This is a genomic window from Paenirhodobacter ferrireducens (genome assembly GCF_004022265.1).
GTDB lineage: Bacteria > Pseudomonadota > Alphaproteobacteria > Rhodobacterales > Rhodobacteraceae > Rhodobacter > Rhodobacter ferrireducens.
On sequence record NZ_SAVB01000005.1, the window covers coordinates 159,111 to 180,371 of the forward strand.

A 21,261-nucleotide genomic window follows, 5' to 3' on the forward strand; every position below is an offset into this window, starting at 1 on the left:
TGCGGGGCGGAGAGGAGTCAGAGACCGCTCTCCGCCAGCACCCGGCTCAGCACCGGTGCAAGCCGGCCGGCCCATGCCTGCTGGCCCTCGGCCCCGGCGATCAGGTCGTTGCGCAGCTCGATCAGCACGTTCGGCCGGCCCGGGGCCAGCGCGTGGCGGTCGATCGAATCGCCGTCGAGATGGCCGGCATAGGGCTCGTTGTCGCCCACGCAGATCCCCTCGGCCGCGAGGGCCGCGATCAGCGGCACGGCAAGGCGGCGGTCCTTGTGCGAGGACAGTACCCCCACCTGCCACGGCCGCGGCGCATGGCCGCGCAGCTGCGGGGTGAAGGAGTGGATCGCACAGACCACGGTGTCGGGCCGGCGCGCGGCCAGGTCCTCCAGCGCCGCGTGATAGGGGCGGTGCAGGCGGGCGAGGCGCTCTTCGACGGTCGCATCCGAGATCGCCCGGTTCGCCGGGATGATCGTGCCGTCGTAAAGCTGCATCACCAGCGTCGGGTCGTCCTCGCCGCGGTTCGGGTCGATCACCAGACGCGAGAAATCGCTGTGGATGAGAGCGGCATCCAGCCGCTCGGCCAGCGCCTGCCCGAGGCCGAACGCGCCCACGTCCCAGGCGATATGGCGTGCCATGTCGGCGGCCGCGATGCCGAGGGCGCCGCCGTTCACCCAGTCGGGCACCCGGTTCGTGGCGTGGTCCACGGTGACAAGCCAGCGCGCAGGTCTTTCGGCGCCGATGATCTCGTAGGCAGGATGCGTCATGTGTTCGTCGTCTCTTTCGGTCACGACAGGTTTACGCCAGCCGGGCGGGCAGGGCCAGTTGCCCCCTGCCGGTTTTTGTTCCATAGCTGGGCGCGGCCCGCCAACCGACTGAAACAACAGGATCGAGGACGGATGAGACGCCTTCGCAACGTCAAGATCGTGGCAACGCTTGGCCCCGCATCTTCTGATTACAAGACCATTCGCGCGCTGTTCGAGGCGGGCGCCGACGTGTTCCGGCTGAACATGAGCCACGGCACGCATGACGAGCAGCGCGCCCGCTTCGACATCATCCGCCAGATCGAGGCCGACACCGGCCGCCCGGTCGCGGTGCTGGCCGACCTGCAGGGGCCGAAGCTGCGCGTTGGCACCTTTGCCGCGGGGGCGGCCGATCTGGAGGAGGGCGAGCGCTTCCGCTTCGACCTCGACCCGACCGAGGGCGACGGCCACCGCGTCTGCCTGCCGCATCCCGAGATCTTCGCGGCGCTGGTGCCCGGCACGCGGCTTCTGGTGAACGACGGCAAGATCCGGATGCGGGTCGAGGCCTGCGGCGCCGATTTCGCCGAGTGCACGGTGACGGTCGGTGGCACGATCTCGAACCGCAAGGGCGTGAACGTGCCCGACGTGGTGCTGCCGCTGGCCGCACTCTCCGACAAGGACCGCAAGGATCTGGAATTCGCCTGCGCGCTTGGCGTCGACTGGCTGGCGCTCAGCTTCGTGCAGCGCCCCGAGGACGTGATCGAGGCGCGCACGCTCGCCAGGGGCCGCGCCGCGGTGCTCTCGAAGATCGAGAAGCCCGCGGCCGAGAAGGCCTTCGACGAGATCCTCAAGGTCTCGGACGGGATCATGGTGGCGCGCGGTGACTTGGGCGTCGAGCTGCCGGTCGAGGCGGTGCCGCCGATCCAGAAGCGTCTCGTGCGCAAGTGCCGCTCGGCTGCCAAGCCGGTGATCGTCGCGACGCAGATGCTCGAAAGCATGATCGAAAGCCCGATGCCCACCCGCGCCGAGGTCTCGGACGTGGCGACGGCGATCTACGAAGGCGCCGACGCGATCATGCTGAGCGCCGAATCCGCCGCCGGTCGCTATCCGGTCGAGGCGGTGTCGACGATGAACGCGGTGGCCCGCTCGGTCGAGAGCGACCCGACCTATCGCGAGGTGATCGAGGCCTCGCGGCTGGTCGCGCGCCAGACCATCGCCGACGGCATCGTGGCGGCGGCGCGTGAGATCGCCGAGGCCACCGACATCTCGGCAATCTGCTGCTATACGCAATCGGGCAAGACGGTGTCGCTCAGCGCGCGCGAACGGCCGCGGGTGCCGATCATCGCGCTGTCGCCGCTGCCGGCGACTCTGCGCAAGCTGTGTCTGTTCTGGGGCGTGCATGCGGTGCGCTGCGAGGAGGTGGAGCGCTTCAAGATGGCGGTGGTCAACGCCGCCCGCGCGGCGCGCGATTACGGCTTTGCCGACGAGAGCAACCAGATCGTGGTGATCGCGGGGGTGCCCTTCAACGTGCAGGGCACGACCAACATCCTGCGTGTCGCGCCCTGCGACGAGCGGTTGATCTTCCGCACCGACCCGGAATAGCCTGATCCGCAGGCCGGCTGCGGGGGGAGGGGGCGCGATGATCGACAGTGACTTTCTGCTGGTGGGAGGGCTGCTGATCGCGGCCTTTGCCATTCCCGCGGCCGTCTCGGCCTTTTCCGAAAGCCGGCCGCCGCGGGCGGCGGCGGTGGCGCTGGCGCTTGGCGGGGTGCTGATCGTGGCGGCGGTGCTGCAACGGCCCACGGGCTACAGCCCGGCGCAGATCCCCGCGGCCTTTGCCCGGGTGCTGGCGCGGCTGCTGCACTGAGCCTGGACGCCGGGCGCGACGAAACGGGCGGATTTGCTCTTGCCAAACCGGCGGCGAGGCCCTATCAGCCGCCCCCTGACCACCGTGCGGCCGGCCGATGAGGCATGCCGAGTCGCGCGTTCACTCTCACAAGAGGAGACGGAAATGCCCAAGATGAAGACCAAATCCGCTGCCAAGAAGCGGTTCAAATTCACCGCGACCGGCAAGGTCATTGCTGGCCCGGCCGGCAAGCGCCACGGCATGATCAAGCGCACGACCAAGTTCATCCGCGACAGCGCGGGCACGATGATCCTGTCCGACTCGGACGCGAAGATCGTCAAGAAATACATGCCCTACAACCGCTGAACGGAGGCCTGAACAATGTCCCGCGTCAAATCCGGCAAGGTCACCCACGCCTCGCACAAGAAGGTCCTGAACAAGGCCAAGGGCTACTATTCGGCCCGTTCGCGCAACTTCCGCACGGCGACCCAGGCGGTCGACAAGGCGAACCAGTACGCCACCCGTGACCGCAAGCAGCGCAAGCGCAACTTCCGCGCGCTGTGGATCCAGCGCATCAACGCCGCCGTGCGCGCGTTCGATGCCGAGATGACCTACTCGCGCTTCATCAACCTGCTCGCCAAGGCCGGCATCGAGGTCGACCGCAAGGTCCTCGCCGATCTCGCCATCCACGAGCCGGAAGCCTTTGGTGCCATCGTCGAACAGGCGAAGGCTGCCGCGGCTGCGTAATCTCCCGATCTCGGGATTGCATTTCGAACCCCGCGCCGGCGCTTCGCCGTGCGCGGGGTTTTTCGTTTCACGCGCTTGAAATCGGGCCGGCGCACGCTTAGCACGGGCTCCGACCAGCCAGGAGAGAACAGATGAACGCGCTCGACGAGCTCAAGGCGAAATATCTCGGGGGCATCGCGCAGGCCGGCGACGAGGCCGCCCTCGAAGAGCTGCGGCTTGCCGCGCTTGGCAAGAAGGGCGAGATCAGCCTGAAGATGCGCGAACTCGGGCAGATGAGCGCCGAGGAACGGCAGACCACCGGCGCCGCGCTGAACGTGCTGAAATCCGAGATCGACGCCGCGCTGCGGGCGAAGAAGGCCGCGCTCGCCGATGCCGCGCTCGATGCCCGGCTGGCGGCCGAATGGCTTGACGTGACGCTGCCCGGCCGGCCGCGGCCCGCGGGCACGATCCACCCGGTCAGCCAGGTGATGGACGAGGTCACGGCGATCTTCGCCGACATGGGCTTCGACGTCGCCGAGGGGCCGCAGATCGAAAGCGACTGGTACAATTTCGACGCGCTGAACATCCCGCCCGAGCATCCGGCCCGGCAGGAGTTCGACACCTTTTTCATGGCACGCGACCCGGCCGACCCGCGCCCGCCGCATGTGCTGCGCACCCATACCTCGCCGGTGCAGATCCGCGCGATGGAGGCGAAGGGCGCACCCATTCGCGTGATCGCACCGGGCCGGGTTTACCGCATGGACATGGACCAGACCCACGCGCCGATGTTCCATCAGGTCGAGGGCATGGCGATCGGCCGCGACATCTCGATGGCGAACCTGAAATGGACGCTCGAGGAATTCTGCAAGGCCTTCTTCGAGGTGCCGAATGTCGAGCTGCGCTTCCGCGCCTCGCATTTCCCCTTCACCGAGCCCTCGGCCGAGGTCGACATCCGCTGCTCGTGGGAAGGCGGTCAGCTGAAGATCGGCGAGGGCGACAGCTGGCTTGAGATCCTCGGCTCGGGGATGATGCAGCCGAAGGTTCTGGCGGCGGGCGGGATCGACCCGAACGAATGGCAGGGCTTTGCCTTCGGCATGGGCATCGACCGCATCGCGATGCTGAAATACGGCATCCCCGACCTACGCGCCTTCTTCGAGAGCGACCTGCGCTGGCTGAAGCACTATGGCTTCGCGCCGCTCGATCTGCCGACGGTGTTCGGGGGGCTGAGTAAGTAATGGATTGGTTCGCCATCTGTTTCATTACGGGTGTCTGGACTTTAGAGGGCATTGTGAAATGGCTGTGCATTGACCGCCTTGTCGGTCTGCCCCATTTCGCCATGGCTCCAGATTTCGGGCCGCTAAAACGTCGCTTGCACGCGTATGATCAGATGAAAAGGCATCCGAAGAAGTTCTGTGAGTTCGTGCCAGCCGAAGGCGACGATGGCCTTCTTTCCGGAGGGCAGCATGAAATTCTGTTGGGAGTGCTAAAGAAGGTTGAAGCGAAGAATGCTGTGCTGGCCACCTTCTGGTCAATCGTGATGGCGGCGCTAGTTGCGTTCGCATTTAGCAGCTCTTGTGAACGTTTAGGTGTCTTCCCGATTTCACTGGTTGCGGTGTGCGCTCCATTCTTGACGGCGATCCTCCTTTGTGCGGTGCAGTTGGACCAAATCGACGCCAATCGAACTTTGGCCAGTTCATGCGAAGACATGGTCGTCGCGCAGAAGATGCAGGAAGCCCTGATGCTCGATCTCTTGAAGAAAGAAGCTGCGTTCCGCTTCTCTTGGCTTGGGGCGATGTTCTCTGTGTTGGCAGCCCTTGTTTTGAGCGGCTTGTTCGCGGCGCGGGCCTTTCCTGACATCTGGCCCTGAAAGGAAACTAGAAAATGAGATTCACCCTCTCCTGGCTGAAAGACCATCTCGAGACCTCGGCCACCGTGGACGAGATCGCCGAGGCGCTCACCGACCTCGGGCTCGAGGTCGAGGAGGTCGTGAACCCGGCCGCGAAACTTGCCCCCTTCACCATCGCCAAGGTGCTGAAGGCCGAAAAGCACCCCGACGCCGACAAGCTGCGCGTCTGTCAGGTGCTGACCGACGAGGGCGAGAAGACCATCGTCTGCGGTGCGCCGAATGCGCGGGCGGGGATCACCGTCGTGCTGGCGAAACCGGGCGACTATGTGCCGGGCCTCGATGTCACCCTCGGCATCGGCAAGATCCGCGGTGTCGAAAGCGCCGGCATGATGTGCTCGGAGCGCGAGCTGGAGCTTTCGGACGAGCATAACGGCATCATCGAGCTGCCCGAGGACAGCCTGAATTCCGAGGTCGGCTGCAAGTTCACCGACTGGCTGGCTGAGAACCGTCCGGCGGCGGTCGACCCGATGTTCCACATCAAGATCACCCCGAACCGCCCCGATGCGCTTGGCGTGCGTGGCGTGGCGCGCGACCTTGCGGCGCGCGGGCTTGGCGTGCTGAAGCCGCTGGTGGTCGAGACGGTGCCCGGCGGCTTTGCCTGCCCGGTCGCGGTCGAGATCGACGCGGGCCTGAAGGAAAAGGGCTGCCCGGTCTTTGCCGGCCGCCTGATCCGCGGCGTGAAGAACGGGCCGAGCCCGGCCTGGCTGCAGGCGCGGCTGATTGCGATCGGGCTGCGGCCGATCTCGACACTGGTCGATGTCACCAACTTCTTCACCTATGACCTGAACCGCCCGCTGCACGTCTTCGACGCGGCGAAGGTGCAGGGCAAGGTGCGGATCGTCCCGGCCCAGGGCGGCGAGGAGCTGCTGGCGCTTGACGGCAAGACCTACACCCTTGCCCCGGGCCAGATGGTGATCGTCGACGACAAGGGGCCGGAAAGCCTGGCGGGCATCATGGGCGGCGAGCTTTCGGGTTGTGACGAGACGACCGTCGATGTCTTCCTCGAGAGCGCCTATTGGGACCCGATCACCATCGCCGCCACCGGCCGCGCGCTGAAGATCACCTCGGATGCGCGCTATCGCTTCGAGCGTGGCGTGGACCCCGAGTTCACCCTGCCGGGCCTCGAACTCGCGACGCAGATGGTGCTTGACCTGTGCGGTGGCGAGGCCTCGGAGGTGGTGGTCGACGGCGCCGTGCCCGACACGTCGCGCGCCTACCGGCTCGACCCGGCGCGGGTGATTTCGCTGGTCGGCATGGAGATCCCCGAGGCGGAACAGCGCCGCACGCTCGAGGCGCTCGGCTTCACCTTCGCGGGCGACATGGCCGCCCCGCCGAGCTGGCGCCCCGATGTGCAGGGCGAGGCCGATCTGGTCGAGGAAGTGGCGCGTGTCGCCTCGCTCTCGAAGCTGGTGGGCAAGCCGATGCCGCGCGAGACGACCGGCGTGCCGGGGCCGATCCTGACCCCCGCGCAGGTGCGCGAGAAGACCGCGCGGCGCACGATCGCGGCGCTCGGCTACAACGAATGCGTCACCTACAGCTTCATCGACGGCGCCGCCGCGGCGATGTTCGGCGGCGGGTCCGAGGCGATGCGGATCGAGAACCCGATCAGCTCGGAAATGACGCATATGCGTCCCGACCTGCTGCCCGGCCTGCTGGCGGCGGCGGCGCGTAACCAGGCGCGCGGCTTTGCCGATCTGGCGCTCTTCGAGGTCGGTCCCGCCTTCATCGGCGGCGAGCCGGGCGATCAGGTGACGCAGGCGACCGGGCTTCTGGTCGGCGCGCGTGCGGCCCGCGACCCCTGGGGCTCGCGCCGGCCGGTCGACGTCTATGACGCCAAGGCCGATGTCGAGGCGGTGCTGGCCGCGATCGGCGCGCCGGCGCGGGTGCAGATCAACCGCAAGCTCGACGCCTGGTGGCATCCGGGCCGCTCGGGCAACATCGCGCTTGGTCCGAATGTGCTGGCGACCTTCGGCGAGGTGCACCCCCGCGTGCTGCGCGAGATGGGGGTGAAGGGCGCGGCGGTGGCCTTCACCATCCGTCTCGCCAACATCCCCTTCCCGAAGGCGAAGACGCCGACCCGTCCGGCCCTTGCCCTGCACGATCTGCACGCGGTCGAGCGCGACTTCGCCTTCGTCGTCGATGCCTCGGTCGAGGCGATGACGGCGGTGAACGCGGCCCTTGGTGCCGACAAGGCGCTGATCGAGGCGGTCTCGGTCTTCGACGCCTTCACCGGCCCGAAGGCGGAAGAGCAGATGGGCGCCGGCAAGAAGTCGATCGCGCTCGCTGTCCGGCTGCAGCCGAAGGACAAGACCCTGACCGATGCCGAGATCGAGGCGGTGTCCGCCAAGATCGTCGACAAGGTGGCCAAGGCCACCGGCGGCAGCCTGCGCAAGTGACGCCGCGGCGCTGACTTCGCGTCACGCTATCCGGTCCTGAAAATCCCGTTAGGCTCCTCTCCCATTGGGGGAGGAGCCTGATGATTTTTGACTATCTGATCTTGGGTGGCGGCTCGGCCGGCGCCGTTCTGGCCGCGCGTCTGAGCGAGGATCCGGCGCTGCGGGTCTGTCTGGTCGAGGCCGGGACCGAGGCGCGCGACATCTTCGTGCGCGCGCCGGCGCTGGTCGCGGCGATGGTGCCGGGGCGACCGCCGATTCACAACTGGGCGTTCCAGACCGTGCCGCAGCCGGGGCTGGACGGGCGGCGGGGGTTTCAGCCGCGGGGCAGGGGGCTCGGTGGCTCGTCCGCGATCAACGCGATGCTCTATATCCGCGGCCGTCCCTCGGATTACGACGCCTGGGCCGAGGCCGGGGCGGAGGGCTGGAGCTGGGACGACTGCCGGCCGCATTTCCTTGCCGCCGAGCGCAACATGCGCGGGGCGTCGGAGTGGCACGGCGATGCGGGGCCGCTTCAGGTCGGCGACCAGCGCCGGCCGCGGCCGGCGACCCGTGCCTTCGTCGAGGCCTGTGCCGCCGTCGGCTGCGCGCCGAATGACGATTTCAACGGGGCGGAGCAGGAGGGCGCGGGGCTTTACCAGGTCACGCAATTCTGGGACGGGCCGCGCAAGGGCGAGCGCTGTTCCGCGGCGGCGGCCTATCTGCACCCGGTGATGGCGCGGCCGAACCTGACCGTGCTGACCCGCGCGCGGGCCGAACGGCTGCTGCTCGCCGAGGGGCGGGCGACGGGCGCACTCGTCCGCCGCGGCCGGCGTCATCTGCGGATCGAGGCGCGGCGCGAGGTGATCGTCTCGGCCGGCGCCTTCGGCTCGCCGCAGTTGTTGATGCTGTCGGGGATCGGCCCGGCCGAGCATCTGCGCGAGCACGGCATCACCCCGGTGCACGACCTGCCCGGGGTGGGGGCGAACCTGCAAGACCACCTCGATTACATCGTCTCCTATACCTCGCCGCGGCCCGATGTGGTCGGGCTGAACCCGGCGGGGTTGTGGCGCATGGCGCGCGCTGCCGGTTTCTGGAAACGGCACGGCGAGGGGCTTTTCGCCTCGCCGATGGCCGAGGGGGCGGCTTTCCTGCGTTCGGAACCGGGGCTCGCCGAGCCCGATCTGCAGCTCCACTTCGTCGTCGGCATCGTCGACCGGCACATGCGCCGCCCACATCTGGCGGATGGCTGGTCGGCCCATGTCTGCGCGCTGCGGCCGTTCTCGCGCGGGACGGTGCGGCTCGCCTCAGACGACCCGCGGGCCGCGCCGGCGATCGACCCGGCCTTCCTCAGTGATCCGCGTGATGCGGCGCTGCTGCTGAAGGGGGCGCGGCTTCTCGACGCCATCGCCGGGGCGGAACCGCTGGCGCCGTGGCGCGGGCGGCGGCTTTATCCGCACGACGGCAGCGACGCCGGGCTGATGGCCGACATCCGCGCGCGCGCCGACACGATCTATCACCCGGTCGGCACCTGCCGGATGGGGCGCGACGCGATGGCGGTGACGGACGCAAAGCTGCGGGTGCACGGCATCGCCGGGCTGCGGGTGGTCGATGCCTCGGTGATGCCGAGCCTGATCGGCGGCAATACCAACGCGCCGACGATCATGATCGCCGAGCGCGCGGCGGGCTTCATCCGCGCCGATCGGAGGGGTGATTGACCCCGTCCGACCACGGCACGGGGTCAAGGTCGCGCGGGTTCACGCCCTCGAGGCAGCCCGCGTTCACCCCGTATTCGTTCGGGTTCGAGCGGCGCTGGTGGTGGGTGTAGATGCCGCAGGTCTTGCAAAACCAGTGCTTCGCCGTCTGCGTGCCGAACTGGTAGAGGGTCAGGTTCTCGGCCCCCTTCACGATGCGGAGGCCGTCGAGCGGGGCCGAGACGGCCACCGCGCCGCGCCGGCGGCAGAAGGAACAGTCGCAGCGCCGCTTCGTGTTCAGCCCGTCCGAAAGCGTCACCTCGATCTCGACGGCGCCACAATGGCAGGTCAGGCGGTGGGGTGTGCGGATCTCGGGCAGCATCAGCGCCTCCTGCGGCGCACCACGGGGATCGTGGTGCGGATATATTCGATGTCGGGATGCGGCGGCCGGCCATGGGTGCGGGCCCAGAAGCCCGGCCCGCCCATGCGCAGGAAATGCGGCACGCACAGCACGAGGCCGGCAAGGAAGCCGCCGATATGCGCCCAATAGGCGACGCCGCCGGTGAGGCTCGTCTCGGTGCTGCCGATCACCTGCAGCCCGAACCAGACCCCCAGCACGATCCAGGCGGGGATGGTGAAGATCCGGAAGAAGATGATGAAGATGATCAGCACGTCGACGCGGGCGCGCGGGAACATCAGCAGATAGCCCCCCATCACCCCGGCGATCGCGCCCGAGGCGCCGACCATCGGGATCGTGCTGGTCGGATCGATGGCGATCTGGGCCCCGGCCGCGGCGAGGCCCGAGAGCAGATAGAAGGCGAGGAAGCCGAGGGGGCCGAACTGATCCTCGAGATTGTCGCCGAAGACCCACAGGAACAGCATGTTGCCGCCCACATGCATCAGGCTCGCGTGCAGGAACATATGGGTGAAAAGGCCCCACAGCCACGCGCCTTGCGACACCGCCGCGGGATAGAGCGCGCCGGCCTGCCACAGCCCCTCAAGGTTGCCACCCCAGGGCGCGGTCAGCAGGTACAGGAACAGGTTGATCGCGATCAGGCCCCGGGTGATCCAGGGCGTGCGCATCGAGGGGTTGTGGTCGCGGATCGGGAACATGGGCCGAGAGTTTCCGATCCGCCCCGCGCCGTCAAGCGAGCGCGGTCACTTCATCGCACGGATCAGTACCTTGCCCGCGGCATCGGTCAGTTCGAGCACATCGCCCGCCATCTGCGCATCTTTGGCGCGGCCGATGGTCGAGTGGAAGGCGCGCTCGACCTCTTCCGCCGGGCCGAGGCAGGCCATCCGGGTGCCGGCGAGCGCACCGATCTCGAGCTTGCCGTCATGCGTGCTGACCCGGCCCGAATAGCGGTTGCAGCCCGAGGTGCCGGCGATCATCCCGTCCTCGGGGCGGGCGATGGTGACGCCGACGCCCTCGGGCACCGCGGTGCCGGCGATCTCGGTCACGTGCCACTCGACGCCCATGCCCAGCAGTTCGAGCGGGTCGGCGGCGGCCTCGTCCTTGCAGGCGGCAAGCGCAAGGCAGGCGAGGGCGGTCAGCATCAGGCGGCGCATGGGGGGCCTCCGGTCATTCGCGCGCACAGTGGGCCCGGGGGAGGGCGCCCGCAACCCGCTTCACGAAAGCGTGTCAGAAGGTGGGCGGCGTGTTCACCCAGATCACCACGGTGCGGCCGTCGGCGGCATTCGCCCAGGCATGCGGGCGGCGGCTTTCGAAATAGATCGAATCGCCGGTGCCGAGCTCGTGCACCTCCTCGCCGTCGAGGGTGATGCGAAAGCGGCCCTCGAGCACGGTGATGAACTCCTCGCCCTCGTGGCCATAGCCGCCCTCCGAGGCGGCGCCGGGGGCGAGGATGAAGCGGTGACAGTCCATCTGCCGGCGGCCCTCGGCCAGCACCTCGACGCGCACCCCCTCGACCGGCATCGGCCAGATCCGTGCCGCACCCGAGCGCACCACCGGGCTGCCCGGCGCGTCCTGCCCCGACAGCCGCGACACCGTGGTGCCGTAATATTGTGCCAGATCGGCGAGCACCTTGAAGCTGACGCCGGCACCAGTGCGTTCGAGTGTCGACAGCGCCGAGGCCGAGATCCCCATCGCCTGCGCCACGTCATCAAGCTTTTCGCCGCGGGCGTTGCGCAGCTGGCGCAGCGCGGCGCCGAGCGGTTCGTTGGTGATCGCCGCGGCAGCCTCGTCGCTGTCGCCCTCGGCCTCGAGCGTCGCACGGATCGCCGCCGGGTTCAGCCCCGCCTCGCGGCGCAGGAAGGAAATCCGCTGCAGCCGCGCCACGTCGGCGGCGCTGTAGAGCCGCTGGCCCGAGGCGCGCCGCTGCGGCGCAATCAGCCCCTGCGTCTCCCACAGCCGCAGCGTCGAGGGTGCAACACCCGCCGCGCGCGCCGCTTCGGTCACGCGGAAGGTCGGTTCGCCGTCGGTCTGGTCAGAGGGGGCGCTGGAATCGGTCATTTTCTAAGCCTTACACCGGCAATCTGCGGGGCACCATCACAGGACACAAGAAATTTCTTGCAGAAAAAATGCAAAGTGAGATGGTGAGCCATCACGAATCGGAGTTCCCCATGACCGTGCAAACCTCGCCCGAACTTACCGCCCGCAAGAATGCCGCCGTCGCCCGCGGCGTCGGCATGACCACGCAGATCTACGCCGCCAAGGCCGAGAACGCCGAGGTCTGGGACAAGAACGGCAAACGCTACATCGACTTCGCCGCCGGCATCGCCGTGGTGAACACCGGCCACCGTCACCCGAAGGTGATCGAGGCGGTGAAGAACCAGCTCGACGCCTTCACCCACACCTGCCACCAGGTGATGCCCTACGAGAACTACGTCGTGCTGGCCGAGCGCCTGAACGCCAAGGTTCCGGGCGATTTCCCGAAGAAGACGATCTTCACCACCACGGGTGCCGAAGCCGTTGAAAACGCGATCAAGATTGCGCGTCACTACACCGGCCGCTCGGGCGTCATCGCCTTCGCCGGCGGCTTCCACGGCCGCACCTTCATGACCATGACGCTGACCGGCAAGACCGCGCCCTACAAGGTCGGCTTCGGCCCGATGATGAACGACGTCTGGCACCTGCCCTACCCGAACGCGCTGCACGGCGTGTCGATGGATGACGCGCTCGAGGCGCTGAACCGTCTGTTCAAGTCCGACGCCGACCCGACCCGCATCGCCGCGATCATCCTCGAGCCGGTGCAGGGCGAAGGCGGCTTCGTGCCCGCCCCCGAAGGCTTCATGAAGAAGATCCGCGAGATCTGTGACGAGAACGGCATCGTGATGATCGCCGACGAGGTGCAGACCGGCTTTGCCCGCACCGGCAAGCTCTTCGCGATGGAACACCACGGCGTTGCCGCCGACATCACCACCATGGCCAAGGGCCTTGGCGGCGGTCTGCCGATCTCGGCGGTGACCGGCCGTGCCGAGATCATGGACCACGCCCAGCCGGGCGGCCTTGGCGGCACCTATGCCGGCAACCCGCTGTCGGTGGCCGCGGCGAATGCCGTGCTCGACGTGATCGAGGAAGAGGGTCTGTGCGACCGCGCCGCCCGTCTGGGTGCGCGCCTGAAGCAGCGCCTTGCCAGCCTGCAGGACCAGGTGCCGGAACTCGTCGAGATCCGCGGCCCGGGCTTCATGAACGCGGCCGAGTTCAACGTGGCGGGCACCGACACGCCGAACCCGGAGTTCGTGAAGAAGGTCTGTGACGAGGCGCTCGAGCGTGGCCTCGTGCTGCTGACCTGCGGCGTCTACGGCAACGTGATCCGCTTCCTGTCGCCGCTCACCATTCAGGAACCGGTGTTCGAGGAAGCCCTCGACATCCTCGAGGCCTCGATCCTCGCCGTGAAGAAGGGCTGAGACGATGTGGGGAGAGGCACCGCGCGGGGACCGGCTCGATGACACCGATCAGCGTCTGATCGCCGCCTTGCGGCGGGACGGGCGTGCCTCGGTCTCGGACCTGGCCGCGCAGCTCGGCCTCTCCCGCGCCACCGTGCGCACGCGCATCGAGAGGCTGGTCGCGCGGGGCGAGATTTCGGGCTTCACCGTGCTCACCCGCGCCGACGTCACCGCCTCGCCGGTGCGCGGCATGATGATGCTCACTGTCGAAGGGCGCGCCACCGAGCGCGTCGTGCAACGGCTGCTCGGCCTGCCTGCGGTGCAGGCCGTGCACACCACCAACGGCCAGTGGGACCTGATCGTCGAGATCGGCACGCGCAGCCTGCCCGATCTGGACGAGACGATCCTGCACATCCGCCGCATCGAAGGGGTGCAGCGGACCGAGACCAACCTGCAACTGTCGACCCGCCGGCCCTCGGCGCGTCTCTGACGCCTTCCCTCCGGCCGACGCGCGCGCCATGATGGGCGCGCAAGGGGAGGGGCGGCGATGGACGAGACGATGCTGAAGCTGGGCGTCGCGCTGGCGATCGGCCTTCTGGTCGGGGTCGAGCGCGGCTGGCGCGAGCGCGACGAGCCCTCGGGCAGCCGCACGGCAGGGCTGCGCACCTATGGCATCTTCGGCCTGCTCGGCGGCGTTTTCGCCGCCGTCAGCCTGGCGCTCGGCTCCTCGATCGTGCTCGGCGCGGCCTTCCTTGGCTTCGCGGCGCTGTTCGGCCTCTTCGAATATCACGAATCGCTCCATGACGAGAACTTCAGTGTCACCGCGCTGATGGCAGGGCTCGGCGTCTTCGGCCTCGGGGCGCTGGCCGTGGTGGGCGACTACCGGGTCGCGGCGGCAGGCGGCACGGCGCTCGCCGGCATCCTCGCCAGCCGCGAGATGCTGCACAGCGCATTGCGCCGGCTGAGCTGGGTCGAGCTGCGCTCGGCCCTTGTCCTTGCCGCGATGACGGTGATCGTGCTGCCGCTGCTGCCCGACCGCACGATCGACCCCTGGGGCGGTTTCAACCCGCGCGAGGTGTGGTTCTTCACCGTGCTGATCGCGACCATCTCCTTTCTCGGCTACATCGCGGTGCGGATCCTCGGCACGACCCGCGGGCTGATCGTCAGCGGGCTTGCCGGCGCGCTCGTCTCCTCGACCGCGGTCACCGTGGCGCTCGCGCGCATGGCGAAGGAGGCCGAGCGCCCGGTGCCGCTTGCCGGCGCCGCGGCGCTGGCGGCGATGGTCTCAGTGCTGCGGGTGACGGTGGTCGTCGGGCTGATCGGCGGGCCGGTGCTGCTGCAGATCCTGCCGGTCACCGCCACCGCGGCGGCGGTGCTGGCGCTGGTCGGCGGGCTGGTGCTGGCCCGGGCGAAAAGCCTGCCCGAGGGCAGCGAGATGCTGCGCAACCCCTTCGAGCTGCGCGCGCTGCTGGCCTTTGCCGCGCTGTTTTCCATCGTCTCGATGCTGAACGCGGCGCTCAGCGCGCGCTTCGGCGGCTCGGGCCTCCTCGTCACCTCGGCCGCCTCGGGGATCTTCGACGTCGATGTCGCGGTGCTGAGCGCGCTGCGTCTGGCGGGCGAGGGATTTGCCGCGCCAATGATCGGGGCCGCGGTGCTGATGGCGCTCGTTTCGAACACCGTCGGGCGGATCTTCCTGTCGGTGCTGGCCGGGCCGGTGCGGTTCTGGGCGGCGCTGGCCCTGATCTCGGCGCTCGCCGTTGCGGCGGGCGGGGCGGTCTTCGCGGTGCTCTCCGCCGCGGGCTAAGCATCACCATCGCGTGCCCCCGCGACAATGACGCGCAGCCACCTTGGCCGGGGCGGCCAGACCCTCTATGATCCCGCCCGCGGACAGAGAGGACATTCCCATGATTGCAGAGCTCGGCCATTTCGCCCTGATCCTCGCCTTTTGCGTGGCGCTGATCCAGATGGTGATCCCGCTGATCGGCGCCCAGAAGGGCTGGAGCGGCTGGATGGCGGTCGGAGACCCCGCCGCCACGGCCCAGTTCCTGCTGATTGCGGTTGCCTTCGCCGCGCTGATGCACGGCTTCGTCACCTCGGATTTCTCGCTGAAGGTGGTCTATCAGAACTCGCATACCGACAAGCCGATGCTCTACAAGGTCACCGGGCTCTGGGGCAACCACGAGGGCTCGATGCTGCTGTGGGTGCTGATCCTGTCGCTCTTCGGCGCCGCCGCCGCCTGGTTTGGCGGCGCGCTGCCGCCGCGGCTGCGGGCGCGCGTGCTGTCGGTGCAGGCCTCGATCGGGGTGGCCTTCCTCGGCTTCATCCTGCTCACCTCGAACCCCTTCACCCGTCTCGCCGAGCCGCCCTTCAACGGCCGCGACCTGAACCCGCTGCTGCAGGACCCGGGCCTCGCCTTCCATCCGCCCTTCCTCTACCTCGGCTATGTCGGTCTCTCGATGGCCTTCTCCTTCGCCGTCGCCGCGCTGATCGAGGGCCGGGTCGATGCTGCCTGGGCCCGCTGGGTCCGGCCTTGGACGCTGGCCGCCTGGATCTTCCTGACCATCGGCATCGCGCTTGGCTCGTGGTGGGCCTATTACGAGCTTGGCTGGGGCGGCTTCTGGTTCTGGGATCCGGTCGAGAATGCCTCCTTCATGCCCTGGCTGCTGGCCGCGGCGCTGCTGCACTCGGCGATCGTCGTCGAGAAGCGCGAGGCGCTGAAAAGCTGGACGATCCTTCTCGCGATCATGGCCTTCGGCTTCTCGCTGATCGGCACCTTCATCGTGCGGTCGGGTGTCATCACCTCGGTGCACAGCTTTGCCAATGACCCGAAGCGCGGCATCTTCATCCTGTTCATCCTCGCCCTCTTCGTCGGCGGCGCGCTGACGCTTTATGCCGCGCGGGCCGGCGCGATGCAGGCGAAGGGCGTGTTCTCGATGGTGTCGCGCGAAAGCGCGCTGGTGCTGAACAACATCCTGCTGGCCACCGCGGCGCTTGTCGTCTTCGTCGGCACGCTCTGGCCGCTCGTCGCCGAGATGGCCTGGGGGCGCAAGCTCTCGGTCGGGGCGCCGTTCTTCGACAAGGCCTTCACCCCCTTCATGGTGATCCTCGCCCTGATCCTGCCGATCGGCGCGATGATGCCGTGGAAGCGGGCGGCCCTTGGCAAGCTGATCCGCCCGCTTGCCCCGGCGGCGATCCTGGCGCTCGCGGTCGCGGGCCTTGCCTGGACGCTCGAGACCGGCCGCCCGGTGCTGGCGCTGGTCGCGGCGGGGCTGGGCTCGTGGCTCGTCTTCGGGGCCGCGGCCGAGCTTTGGGTGCGTGCAGGCCGCACGCCGGCCCGTCTCGCCCGTCTGCCGCGCGCCGACTGGGGCAAGGCCACCGCGCATTCGGGGCTGGGCGTCGTCTTTGCCGGCATCGGCCTGCTGATGGCGGGCCAGGTCGAGGACATCCGCGTCGCGCAGGTCGGCGAGACCTTCACCGTCGCGGGCTATGCGATCACCCTCGACAAGGTCGAGCATCTGCCCGGCCCGAACTACACCACCACCGAGGCGACGATCACCGTGCGTCAGGGCGGCAAGTTCGTCGCCACGCTGCATCCCGAAAAGCGGATCTACCCGGTGCAGGCGATGCCGACGACCGAGGCCGACATCGACAACGGGTTCCTGCGCGACGTCTATCTGGTGATCGGCGACCCGCAGGAGGGCGGTGGCTGGGCGGTGCGCACCTATATCAAGCCCTTCGCGAACTGGATCTGGGCCGGCGCGCTGCTGATGGCCTTCGGCGGGCTGCTCAGCCTGAGCGACCGGCGCTATCGCGTCGCCGCCGGCGCCCGCAAAGCCGCCGCTTCCACCATCCAGCCCGCGGAGTGATCATGCTGAAACGTCTTGCGCTGCTGCTGCTTCTGGCCACGCCCGCCCATGCCGTGCAGCCCGACGAGGTGCTGGCCGATCCCGCGCTCGAGAAACGCGCACGGGAAATCAGTCAGGTGCTGCGCTGCCCGGTCTGTCAGGGCGAGAACATCGACGAATCGAATGCCGATGTCTCGCGCGATCTGCGGCTTCTGGTGCGCGAGCGATTGACCGACGGCGACAGCAATGCGCAGGTTCTCGACTACATCACCGCGCGCTATGGCGAATATGTGCTGTTCGAGCCCGAGAAGACCGGCGCGAACCTGATCCTCTACTGGACCGGGCCCGCCGTGCTGCTGGTGGCGCTTGGCGGTGCCTTCGTCTGGATCCGCCGCCGTCGCCGCGAGGAACCGGCTGCGGCCAAGGCGCTCAGCCCCGAGGAAGAGGCGCGGCTGAAGGAGCTGATGAACTCCTGATCCGCGCGCAGTGCGGGCCGTGACGCACGGTTTCGCTTTCGTCCCCCGGTGTCCCCGGTAATCTTCGGCCGGGACAAGGGAGGACGGCATGAGCTGGCAGACGATCCGTTACGAGTTTTCCGAGGGGCTTGCGGTCATCGCGATGAACCGCCCCGAGGTGATGAATGCACTCAACACCACGATGCGGGCCGAGCTGCGCGAGGCGCTGAGCCGTGCGGCGGGCGAGGCGCGGGCGATCGTGCTGACCGGCGCGGGGCGGGCCTTCTGCTCGGGCCAGGACCTGGCAGATGGCGCGGCGACCGGCGTGCTCGAGCTCGAGACCGTGCTGCGCGAGGAATACGAGCCGATCCTGAAGGCGATCACCGACTGCCCGGTGCCGGTGATCGCGGCGGTGAACGGCGCCGCGGCCGGGGCAGGGGCCAATCTCGCGCTTGCGGCCGATGTGGTGATCGCCACCGAATCGGCGGTCTTCCTGCAGGCCTTCACCCGGATCGGGCTGATGCCGGATGCCGGCGGCACCTATTGGCTGCCGCGGCAGGTGGGGCTTGCCCGCGCCATGGGGCTTGCGCTTTTCGCCGACAAGGTCACCGCGACCGAGGCCGCCGCGCAGGGAATGATCTGGGAAGCCGTGCCCGACGTCGATTTCGCCCATCACTGGCGCGCCCGCGCCGAGCATCTGGCCAAGGGCCCGACCCGCGCCTTTGCCGCGGTGAAGCGGGCGATGCGGGAAAGCTCGGCCAATGATCTCGCAGCGCAGCTGTCGCTTGAGGCAGAACTGCAGGGCGGGCTTGGCCTGACGCAGGACTTCCGCGAAGGGGTGCAGGCCTTCCTCGAGAAGCGGCCGGCCCGCTTCGAGGGACGCTGAGCGCTTGCCGGCGCGCCCCGGGCGCGCTAGCCAAGGGCCGAGTGCGGGCGTGGCGAAATGGTAGACGCATGGGACTTAAACTCCCTCGGGCCCAGCCCATGCCGGTTCGAGTCCGGTCGCCCGCACCAATTCCGATTGCCGCCGCCGATCACCAGCCCGTGCGGGTCGCAAAATCCGCTTGTGCCCGTCCGGGCATCGGCCTATATCGCCCCCCACGGATGTGGCGCCTTCGTCTAGGGGTCAGGACGTGTGGTTCTCAGCCATAAAACACGGGTTCGAATCCCGTAGGCGCTGCCAATCTTCCGCGACATGAACGATCACCGCCGACCGCCCTTCGGGGTGGCGGCGGCGTTCTGCTTTTCCCTGTCATCACGGCTGCGTGCAGAGCCCGCGCGCAGGAACACAGAGCTTGCCCGAAGTCGTTTCGCCGCCTAAACGGGCAACAAACGAAGGGAGAGCCCATGGCACGCAGACCGCAAGCCCCGATCGAGGACCGGCCCACCACGAAACGCATCGGCGCGCTGAGGGGGCTTGCTCCCTTCGTGCGGCCCTATCGCGGCACCGCTGCCGCGGCGCTTGCGGCGCTTGTCCTCACCGCCTCGATCAGCCTGATCCTGCCGATCGCGGTGCGCCGCGTCGTCGACGGCTTCCAGCAGGGGGCCGAGCTGCTCGACCAGTATTTCGGGGCGGCCCTCGTCATCGCGGCATTGCTCGCGATCGGCACCGGGCTGCGCTATGCCCTTGTCACCCGCTTCGGCGAGCGCGTCGTGGCCGATATCCGCAAGGCGGTGTTCGGCCGGGTGATCGGCATGTCGCCCTCGTTCTTCGAACGGATTCTGACCGGCGAGATCATCTCGCGCATCACCACCGACACCACGCTGATCCTCTCGGTCATCGGCTCCTCGGTCTCGGTCGCGCTGCGCAACGTGCTGATCCTGATCGGCGGCCTGCTGATGCTGCTCGTCACCTCGGCCAAGCTGACCGGGCTGGTGCTGCTGGTGGTGCCGCTCGTCGTGGTGCCGATCGTGGTGATGGGGCGGCGGTTGCGCGTTCTCGGCCGCGAGAACCAGGACTGGATCGCCGCCTCCTCGGCCTCGGCCTCGGAGGCGCTGCTGTCGGCGCAGACGGTGCAGGCCTTCACCCACGAGGCGCTGACCCGGCGCGCCTTCTCGGACGTGACCGAGAAAAGCTATGACTCGGCGCGGCGGCGGATCAGCACCCGCGCGCTGATGACGGTGATCGTGATCTTCCTCGTCTTCGCGGGCGTCGTCGGCGTGCTGTGGGTCGGTGCGCGCGACGTGCGCGGCGGCGCGATGTCGGTGGGCGAGCTGGTGCAGTTCGTGATCTATGCGGTGATGGTCGCGGGCTCGGTCGGGGCGCTCTCCGAGATCTGGGGCGAGCTGCAGCGTGCCGCGGGCGCGACCGAGCGCCTGGTCGAGCTGCTCTCGGCCCATGACAGCGTCACCGACCCCGAGCATCCGGTGCCGCTGCCGATGCCGGCGAAGGGGGCGATCCGCTTCGAGGATGTCAGCTTCCACTACCCCTCGCGGCCCGAGACCTCGGCGCTCGATCATGTCGAGCTGGCGATCAATCCGGGCGAGACGGTGGCCCTCGTCGGCCCCTCGGGGGCGGGCAAGACCACCGTCGTGCAGCTGATCCAGCGGTTCTGGGACCCGGAGACGGGCCGCGTCACCATCGACGGCTATGACCTGCGCAGCCTGGCGCGCGCCGACTTCCGCCGTGCCATCGCGCTCGTGCCGCAGGACCCGGTGATCTTCGCGGCCTCGGCGCGCGAGAACATCCGCTTCGGCCGGCCCGAGGCGACGGATGCCGAGGTCGAGGAGGCCGCGCGGGCGGCCCATGCCTGGGACTTCCTGACCGCGCTGCCGCAGGGCTTCGACACCTATGTGGGCGAGCGCGGCGTGATGCTGTCGGGCGGGCAGAAGCAGCGCATCGCCATCGCCCGCGCGATCCTGCGCGACGCGCCGATCCTGCTGCTCGACGAGGCGACCTCGGCCCTTGATGCGGCTTCCGAGCGCGAGGTGCAGGCGGCGGTCGACCGGCTCTCGGTCGGGCGCACCACGGTGATCGTGGCGCACCGTCTGGCCACGGTGAAGAAGGCGCACCGGATCGTCGTCTTCGACGAGGGCCGGATCGTCGCCCAGGGCACGCACGAGGAACTGGTGGCCCAGGGCGGGCTTTATGCCGAGCTTGCGAAACTGCAGTTCACCGACGGCACCGCCCTCTGAGGGCGGTTATCCGCCGGGCTGCGGCCGCACCCCGGTTTTTCCCCCTGTCGCCCTTGTGCGTTCCGGGGCAGGCTGGTCCCCGTGCCCGGCCTGTGCCGGGGGCGCGGACTGGCAGAGGAGAGAGACATGGGCCTGTGGAATTTCGTGAAGGACGCCGGAAAATCACTGTTTGGCGGCAAGGCGGAGGCCGCCGAGGCGCCGAAGGCCGAGGTGCTGAAAGCCGAGCTGAAGGACCTCGGCCTCGACACCAGCGGCGTTGACCTGAAGGTCGAGGGCGACAAGGTCACCGTTTCGGGCAAGGCGGTCGATGCGGCGACGAAGGAAAAGATCATTCTGGCGGTCGGCAATGTCGGCGGCGTCGCGCAGGTCGAGACCGATCACGACGAAGACACGCAGGAGGCGGTCTTCCACACCGTGGAAAAGGGCGACACGCTGTCCGCGATCGCGAAGAAATATCTCGGCAACGCCAGCCGCTATCCCGAGATTTTCGAGGCGAACAAGCCGATGCTAAGCCATCCCGACAAGATCTATCCGGGCCAGATGTTGCGCATCCCCGGCGCCAAGGCCTGAGCCGGGCGCGGGGCCTCCGTCCGCGCCGCAGGCGGGCGGAGCCCTTCCCTCGCGTCATGGCTGCCATGACGTGACGTTTTGGTAAGCCTTGCCCTTGCCGCCTATCGGCGCTTTGACGCATTCTGCGGG

The 21,261-nt window shown here is 68.5% G+C and carries 21 protein-coding genes and 2 tRNA genes; 18 read left to right on the plus strand and 5 right to left on the minus strand.

What is annotated here, in order from left to right:
* Nucleotides 1-17: 17 nt before the first annotated feature.
* Entirely contained in the window at nt 18-758 is a 741-nt protein-coding gene (locus EOW65_RS05530) for an N-formylglutamate amidohydrolase (protein ID WP_128147983.1), read from the minus strand.
* A 132-nt stretch (nt 759-890) separates the two neighbouring features.
* On the opposite strand from EOW65_RS05530, the gene pyk reads away from it, so the two are divergent.
* From pyk to EOW65_RS05570, 8 genes are all read left to right on the plus strand, one after another.
* Nucleotides 891-2,336 carry a pyruvate kinase gene (gene pyk / locus EOW65_RS05535; protein WP_128147984.1) on the plus strand — a complete coding sequence of 482 codons (1,446 nt, stop codon included), beginning with the start codon at nt 891-893 and terminating at the stop codon, nt 2,334-2,336.
* 37 nt (nt 2,337-2,373) lie between these two features.
* Nucleotides 2,374-2,601 (plus strand): hypothetical protein, encoded by a 228-nt coding sequence (locus EOW65_RS05540; RefSeq protein ID WP_240664516.1) that lies wholly within the window; start codon nt 2,374-2,376, stop codon nt 2,599-2,601.
* A gap of 144 nt (nt 2,602-2,745) precedes the next feature.
* A complete protein-coding gene (rpmI, locus tag EOW65_RS05545) occupies nt 2,746-2,946 on the plus strand; it encodes a 50S ribosomal protein L35 (protein ID WP_113899238.1) in 201 nt (66 codons plus the stop codon).
* 15 nt (nt 2,947-2,961) lie between these two features.
* A complete protein-coding gene (gene rplT, locus EOW65_RS05550; protein WP_113899239.1) occupies nt 2,962-3,327 on the plus strand; it encodes a 50S ribosomal protein L20 in 366 nt (121 codons plus the stop codon).
* A gap of 131 nt (nt 3,328-3,458) precedes the next feature.
* Complete coding sequence (pheS, locus tag EOW65_RS05555) at nt 3,459-4,541, plus strand: phenylalanine--tRNA ligase subunit alpha (protein ID WP_128147985.1); 1,083 nt, start codon at nt 3,459-3,461, stop codon at nt 4,539-4,541.
* On the plus strand, nt 4,541-5,173 hold the full coding sequence (locus EOW65_RS05560) for a hypothetical protein (protein WP_128147986.1): 633 nt from the start codon (nt 4,541-4,543) through the stop codon (nt 5,171-5,173). Before pheS ends, EOW65_RS05560 begins: the two co-directional genes overlap by 1 nt.
* Nucleotides 5,174-5,187: 14 nt before the next feature.
* Nucleotides 5,188-7,608: a phenylalanine--tRNA ligase subunit beta gene (gene pheT, locus EOW65_RS05565; protein WP_128147987.1), complete on the plus strand. Its 2,421-nt coding sequence runs from the start codon at nt 5,188-5,190 to the stop codon at nt 7,606-7,608.
* Nucleotides 7,609-7,688: 80 nt separating this feature from the next.
* Nucleotides 7,689-9,302, plus strand: a complete 1,614-nt coding sequence (locus EOW65_RS05570) for a GMC family oxidoreductase (RefSeq protein ID WP_128147988.1) — start codon at nt 7,689-7,691, stop codon at nt 9,300-9,302.
* On the opposite strand, the gene EOW65_RS05575 is transcribed toward EOW65_RS05570, so the two are convergent.
* From EOW65_RS05575 to EOW65_RS05590, 4 genes are all read right to left on the minus strand, one after another.
* A complete protein-coding gene (locus tag EOW65_RS05575) occupies nt 9,274-9,660 on the minus strand; it encodes a GFA family protein (protein ID WP_128147989.1) in 387 nt (128 codons plus the stop codon). The two genes, EOW65_RS05570 and EOW65_RS05575, sit on opposite strands and share 29 nt — an antisense overlap.
* On the minus strand, nt 9,660-10,391 hold the full coding sequence (locus tag EOW65_RS05580; protein ID WP_128147990.1) for a rhomboid family intramembrane serine protease: 732 nt from the start codon (nt 10,389-10,391) through the stop codon (nt 9,660-9,662). The genes EOW65_RS05575 and EOW65_RS05580 overlap by 1 nt, the downstream gene beginning before the upstream one ends.
* Before the next feature lie 45 nt (nt 10,392-10,436).
* The gene (locus EOW65_RS05585; RefSeq protein WP_128147991.1) at nt 10,437-10,847 is read right to left on the minus strand and encodes an META domain-containing protein; all 411 of its coding nucleotides are present in this window, start codon (nt 10,845-10,847) and stop codon (nt 10,437-10,439) included.
* A gap of 73 nt (nt 10,848-10,920) precedes the next feature.
* Entirely contained in the window at nt 10,921-11,751 is an 831-nt protein-coding gene (locus EOW65_RS05590) for a MerR family transcriptional regulator (RefSeq protein WP_128147992.1), read from the minus strand.
* Nucleotides 11,752-11,861: 110 nt separating this feature from the next.
* On the opposite strand from EOW65_RS05590, the gene EOW65_RS05595 reads away from it, so the two are divergent.
* The 10 genes from EOW65_RS05595 to lysM all read left to right on the plus strand — a co-directional run bounded on the left by EOW65_RS05595 (nt 11,862) and on the right by lysM (nt 21,132).
* A complete protein-coding gene (locus tag EOW65_RS05595) occupies nt 11,862-13,148 on the plus strand; it encodes a 4-aminobutyrate--2-oxoglutarate transaminase (protein WP_128147993.1) in 1,287 nt (428 codons plus the stop codon).
* A 4-nt stretch (nt 13,149-13,152) separates the two neighbouring features.
* The gene (locus EOW65_RS05600; RefSeq protein ID WP_113899248.1) at nt 13,153-13,617 is read left to right on the plus strand and encodes an Lrp/AsnC family transcriptional regulator; all 465 of its coding nucleotides are present in this window, start codon (nt 13,153-13,155) and stop codon (nt 13,615-13,617) included.
* Nucleotides 13,618-13,674: 57 nt separating this feature from the next.
* Nucleotides 13,675-14,931, plus strand: coding sequence for an MgtC/SapB family protein (locus EOW65_RS05605; RefSeq protein ID WP_128147994.1), 1,257 nt, complete (start codon nt 13,675-13,677; stop codon nt 14,929-14,931).
* 100 nt (nt 14,932-15,031) lie between these two features.
* The gene (locus EOW65_RS05610) at nt 15,032-16,993 is read left to right on the plus strand and encodes a heme lyase CcmF/NrfE family subunit (RefSeq protein ID WP_128147995.1); all 1,962 of its coding nucleotides are present in this window, start codon (nt 15,032-15,034) and stop codon (nt 16,991-16,993) included.
* 2 nt (nt 16,994-16,995) lie between these two features.
* Complete coding sequence (locus tag EOW65_RS05615; RefSeq protein ID WP_128147996.1) at nt 16,996-17,448, plus strand: cytochrome c-type biogenesis protein; 453 nt, start codon at nt 16,996-16,998, stop codon at nt 17,446-17,448.
* An 88-nt stretch (nt 17,449-17,536) separates the two neighbouring features.
* Nucleotides 17,537-18,313 carry an enoyl-CoA hydratase-related protein gene (locus EOW65_RS05620; RefSeq protein ID WP_128147997.1) on the plus strand — a complete coding sequence of 259 codons (777 nt, stop codon included), beginning with the start codon at nt 17,537-17,539 and terminating at the stop codon, nt 18,311-18,313.
* A 43-nt stretch (nt 18,314-18,356) separates the two neighbouring features.
* Nucleotides 18,357-18,441: transfer RNA gene (locus EOW65_RS05625), tRNA-Leu, on the plus strand.
* Nucleotides 18,442-18,535: 94 nt separating this feature from the next.
* Nucleotides 18,536-18,610, plus strand: a tRNA-Glu gene (locus tag EOW65_RS05630).
* Between the two features lie 164 nt (nt 18,611-18,774).
* Entirely contained in the window at nt 18,775-20,562 is a 1,788-nt protein-coding gene (locus EOW65_RS05635) for an ABC transporter transmembrane domain-containing protein (RefSeq protein ID WP_128147998.1), read from the plus strand.
* A 126-nt stretch (nt 20,563-20,688) separates the two neighbouring features.
* Nucleotides 20,689-21,132: a peptidoglycan-binding protein LysM gene (lysM, locus tag EOW65_RS05640; RefSeq protein WP_128147999.1), complete on the plus strand. Its 444-nt coding sequence runs from the start codon at nt 20,689-20,691 to the stop codon at nt 21,130-21,132.
* Nucleotides 21,133-21,261: the final 129 nt, after the last annotated feature.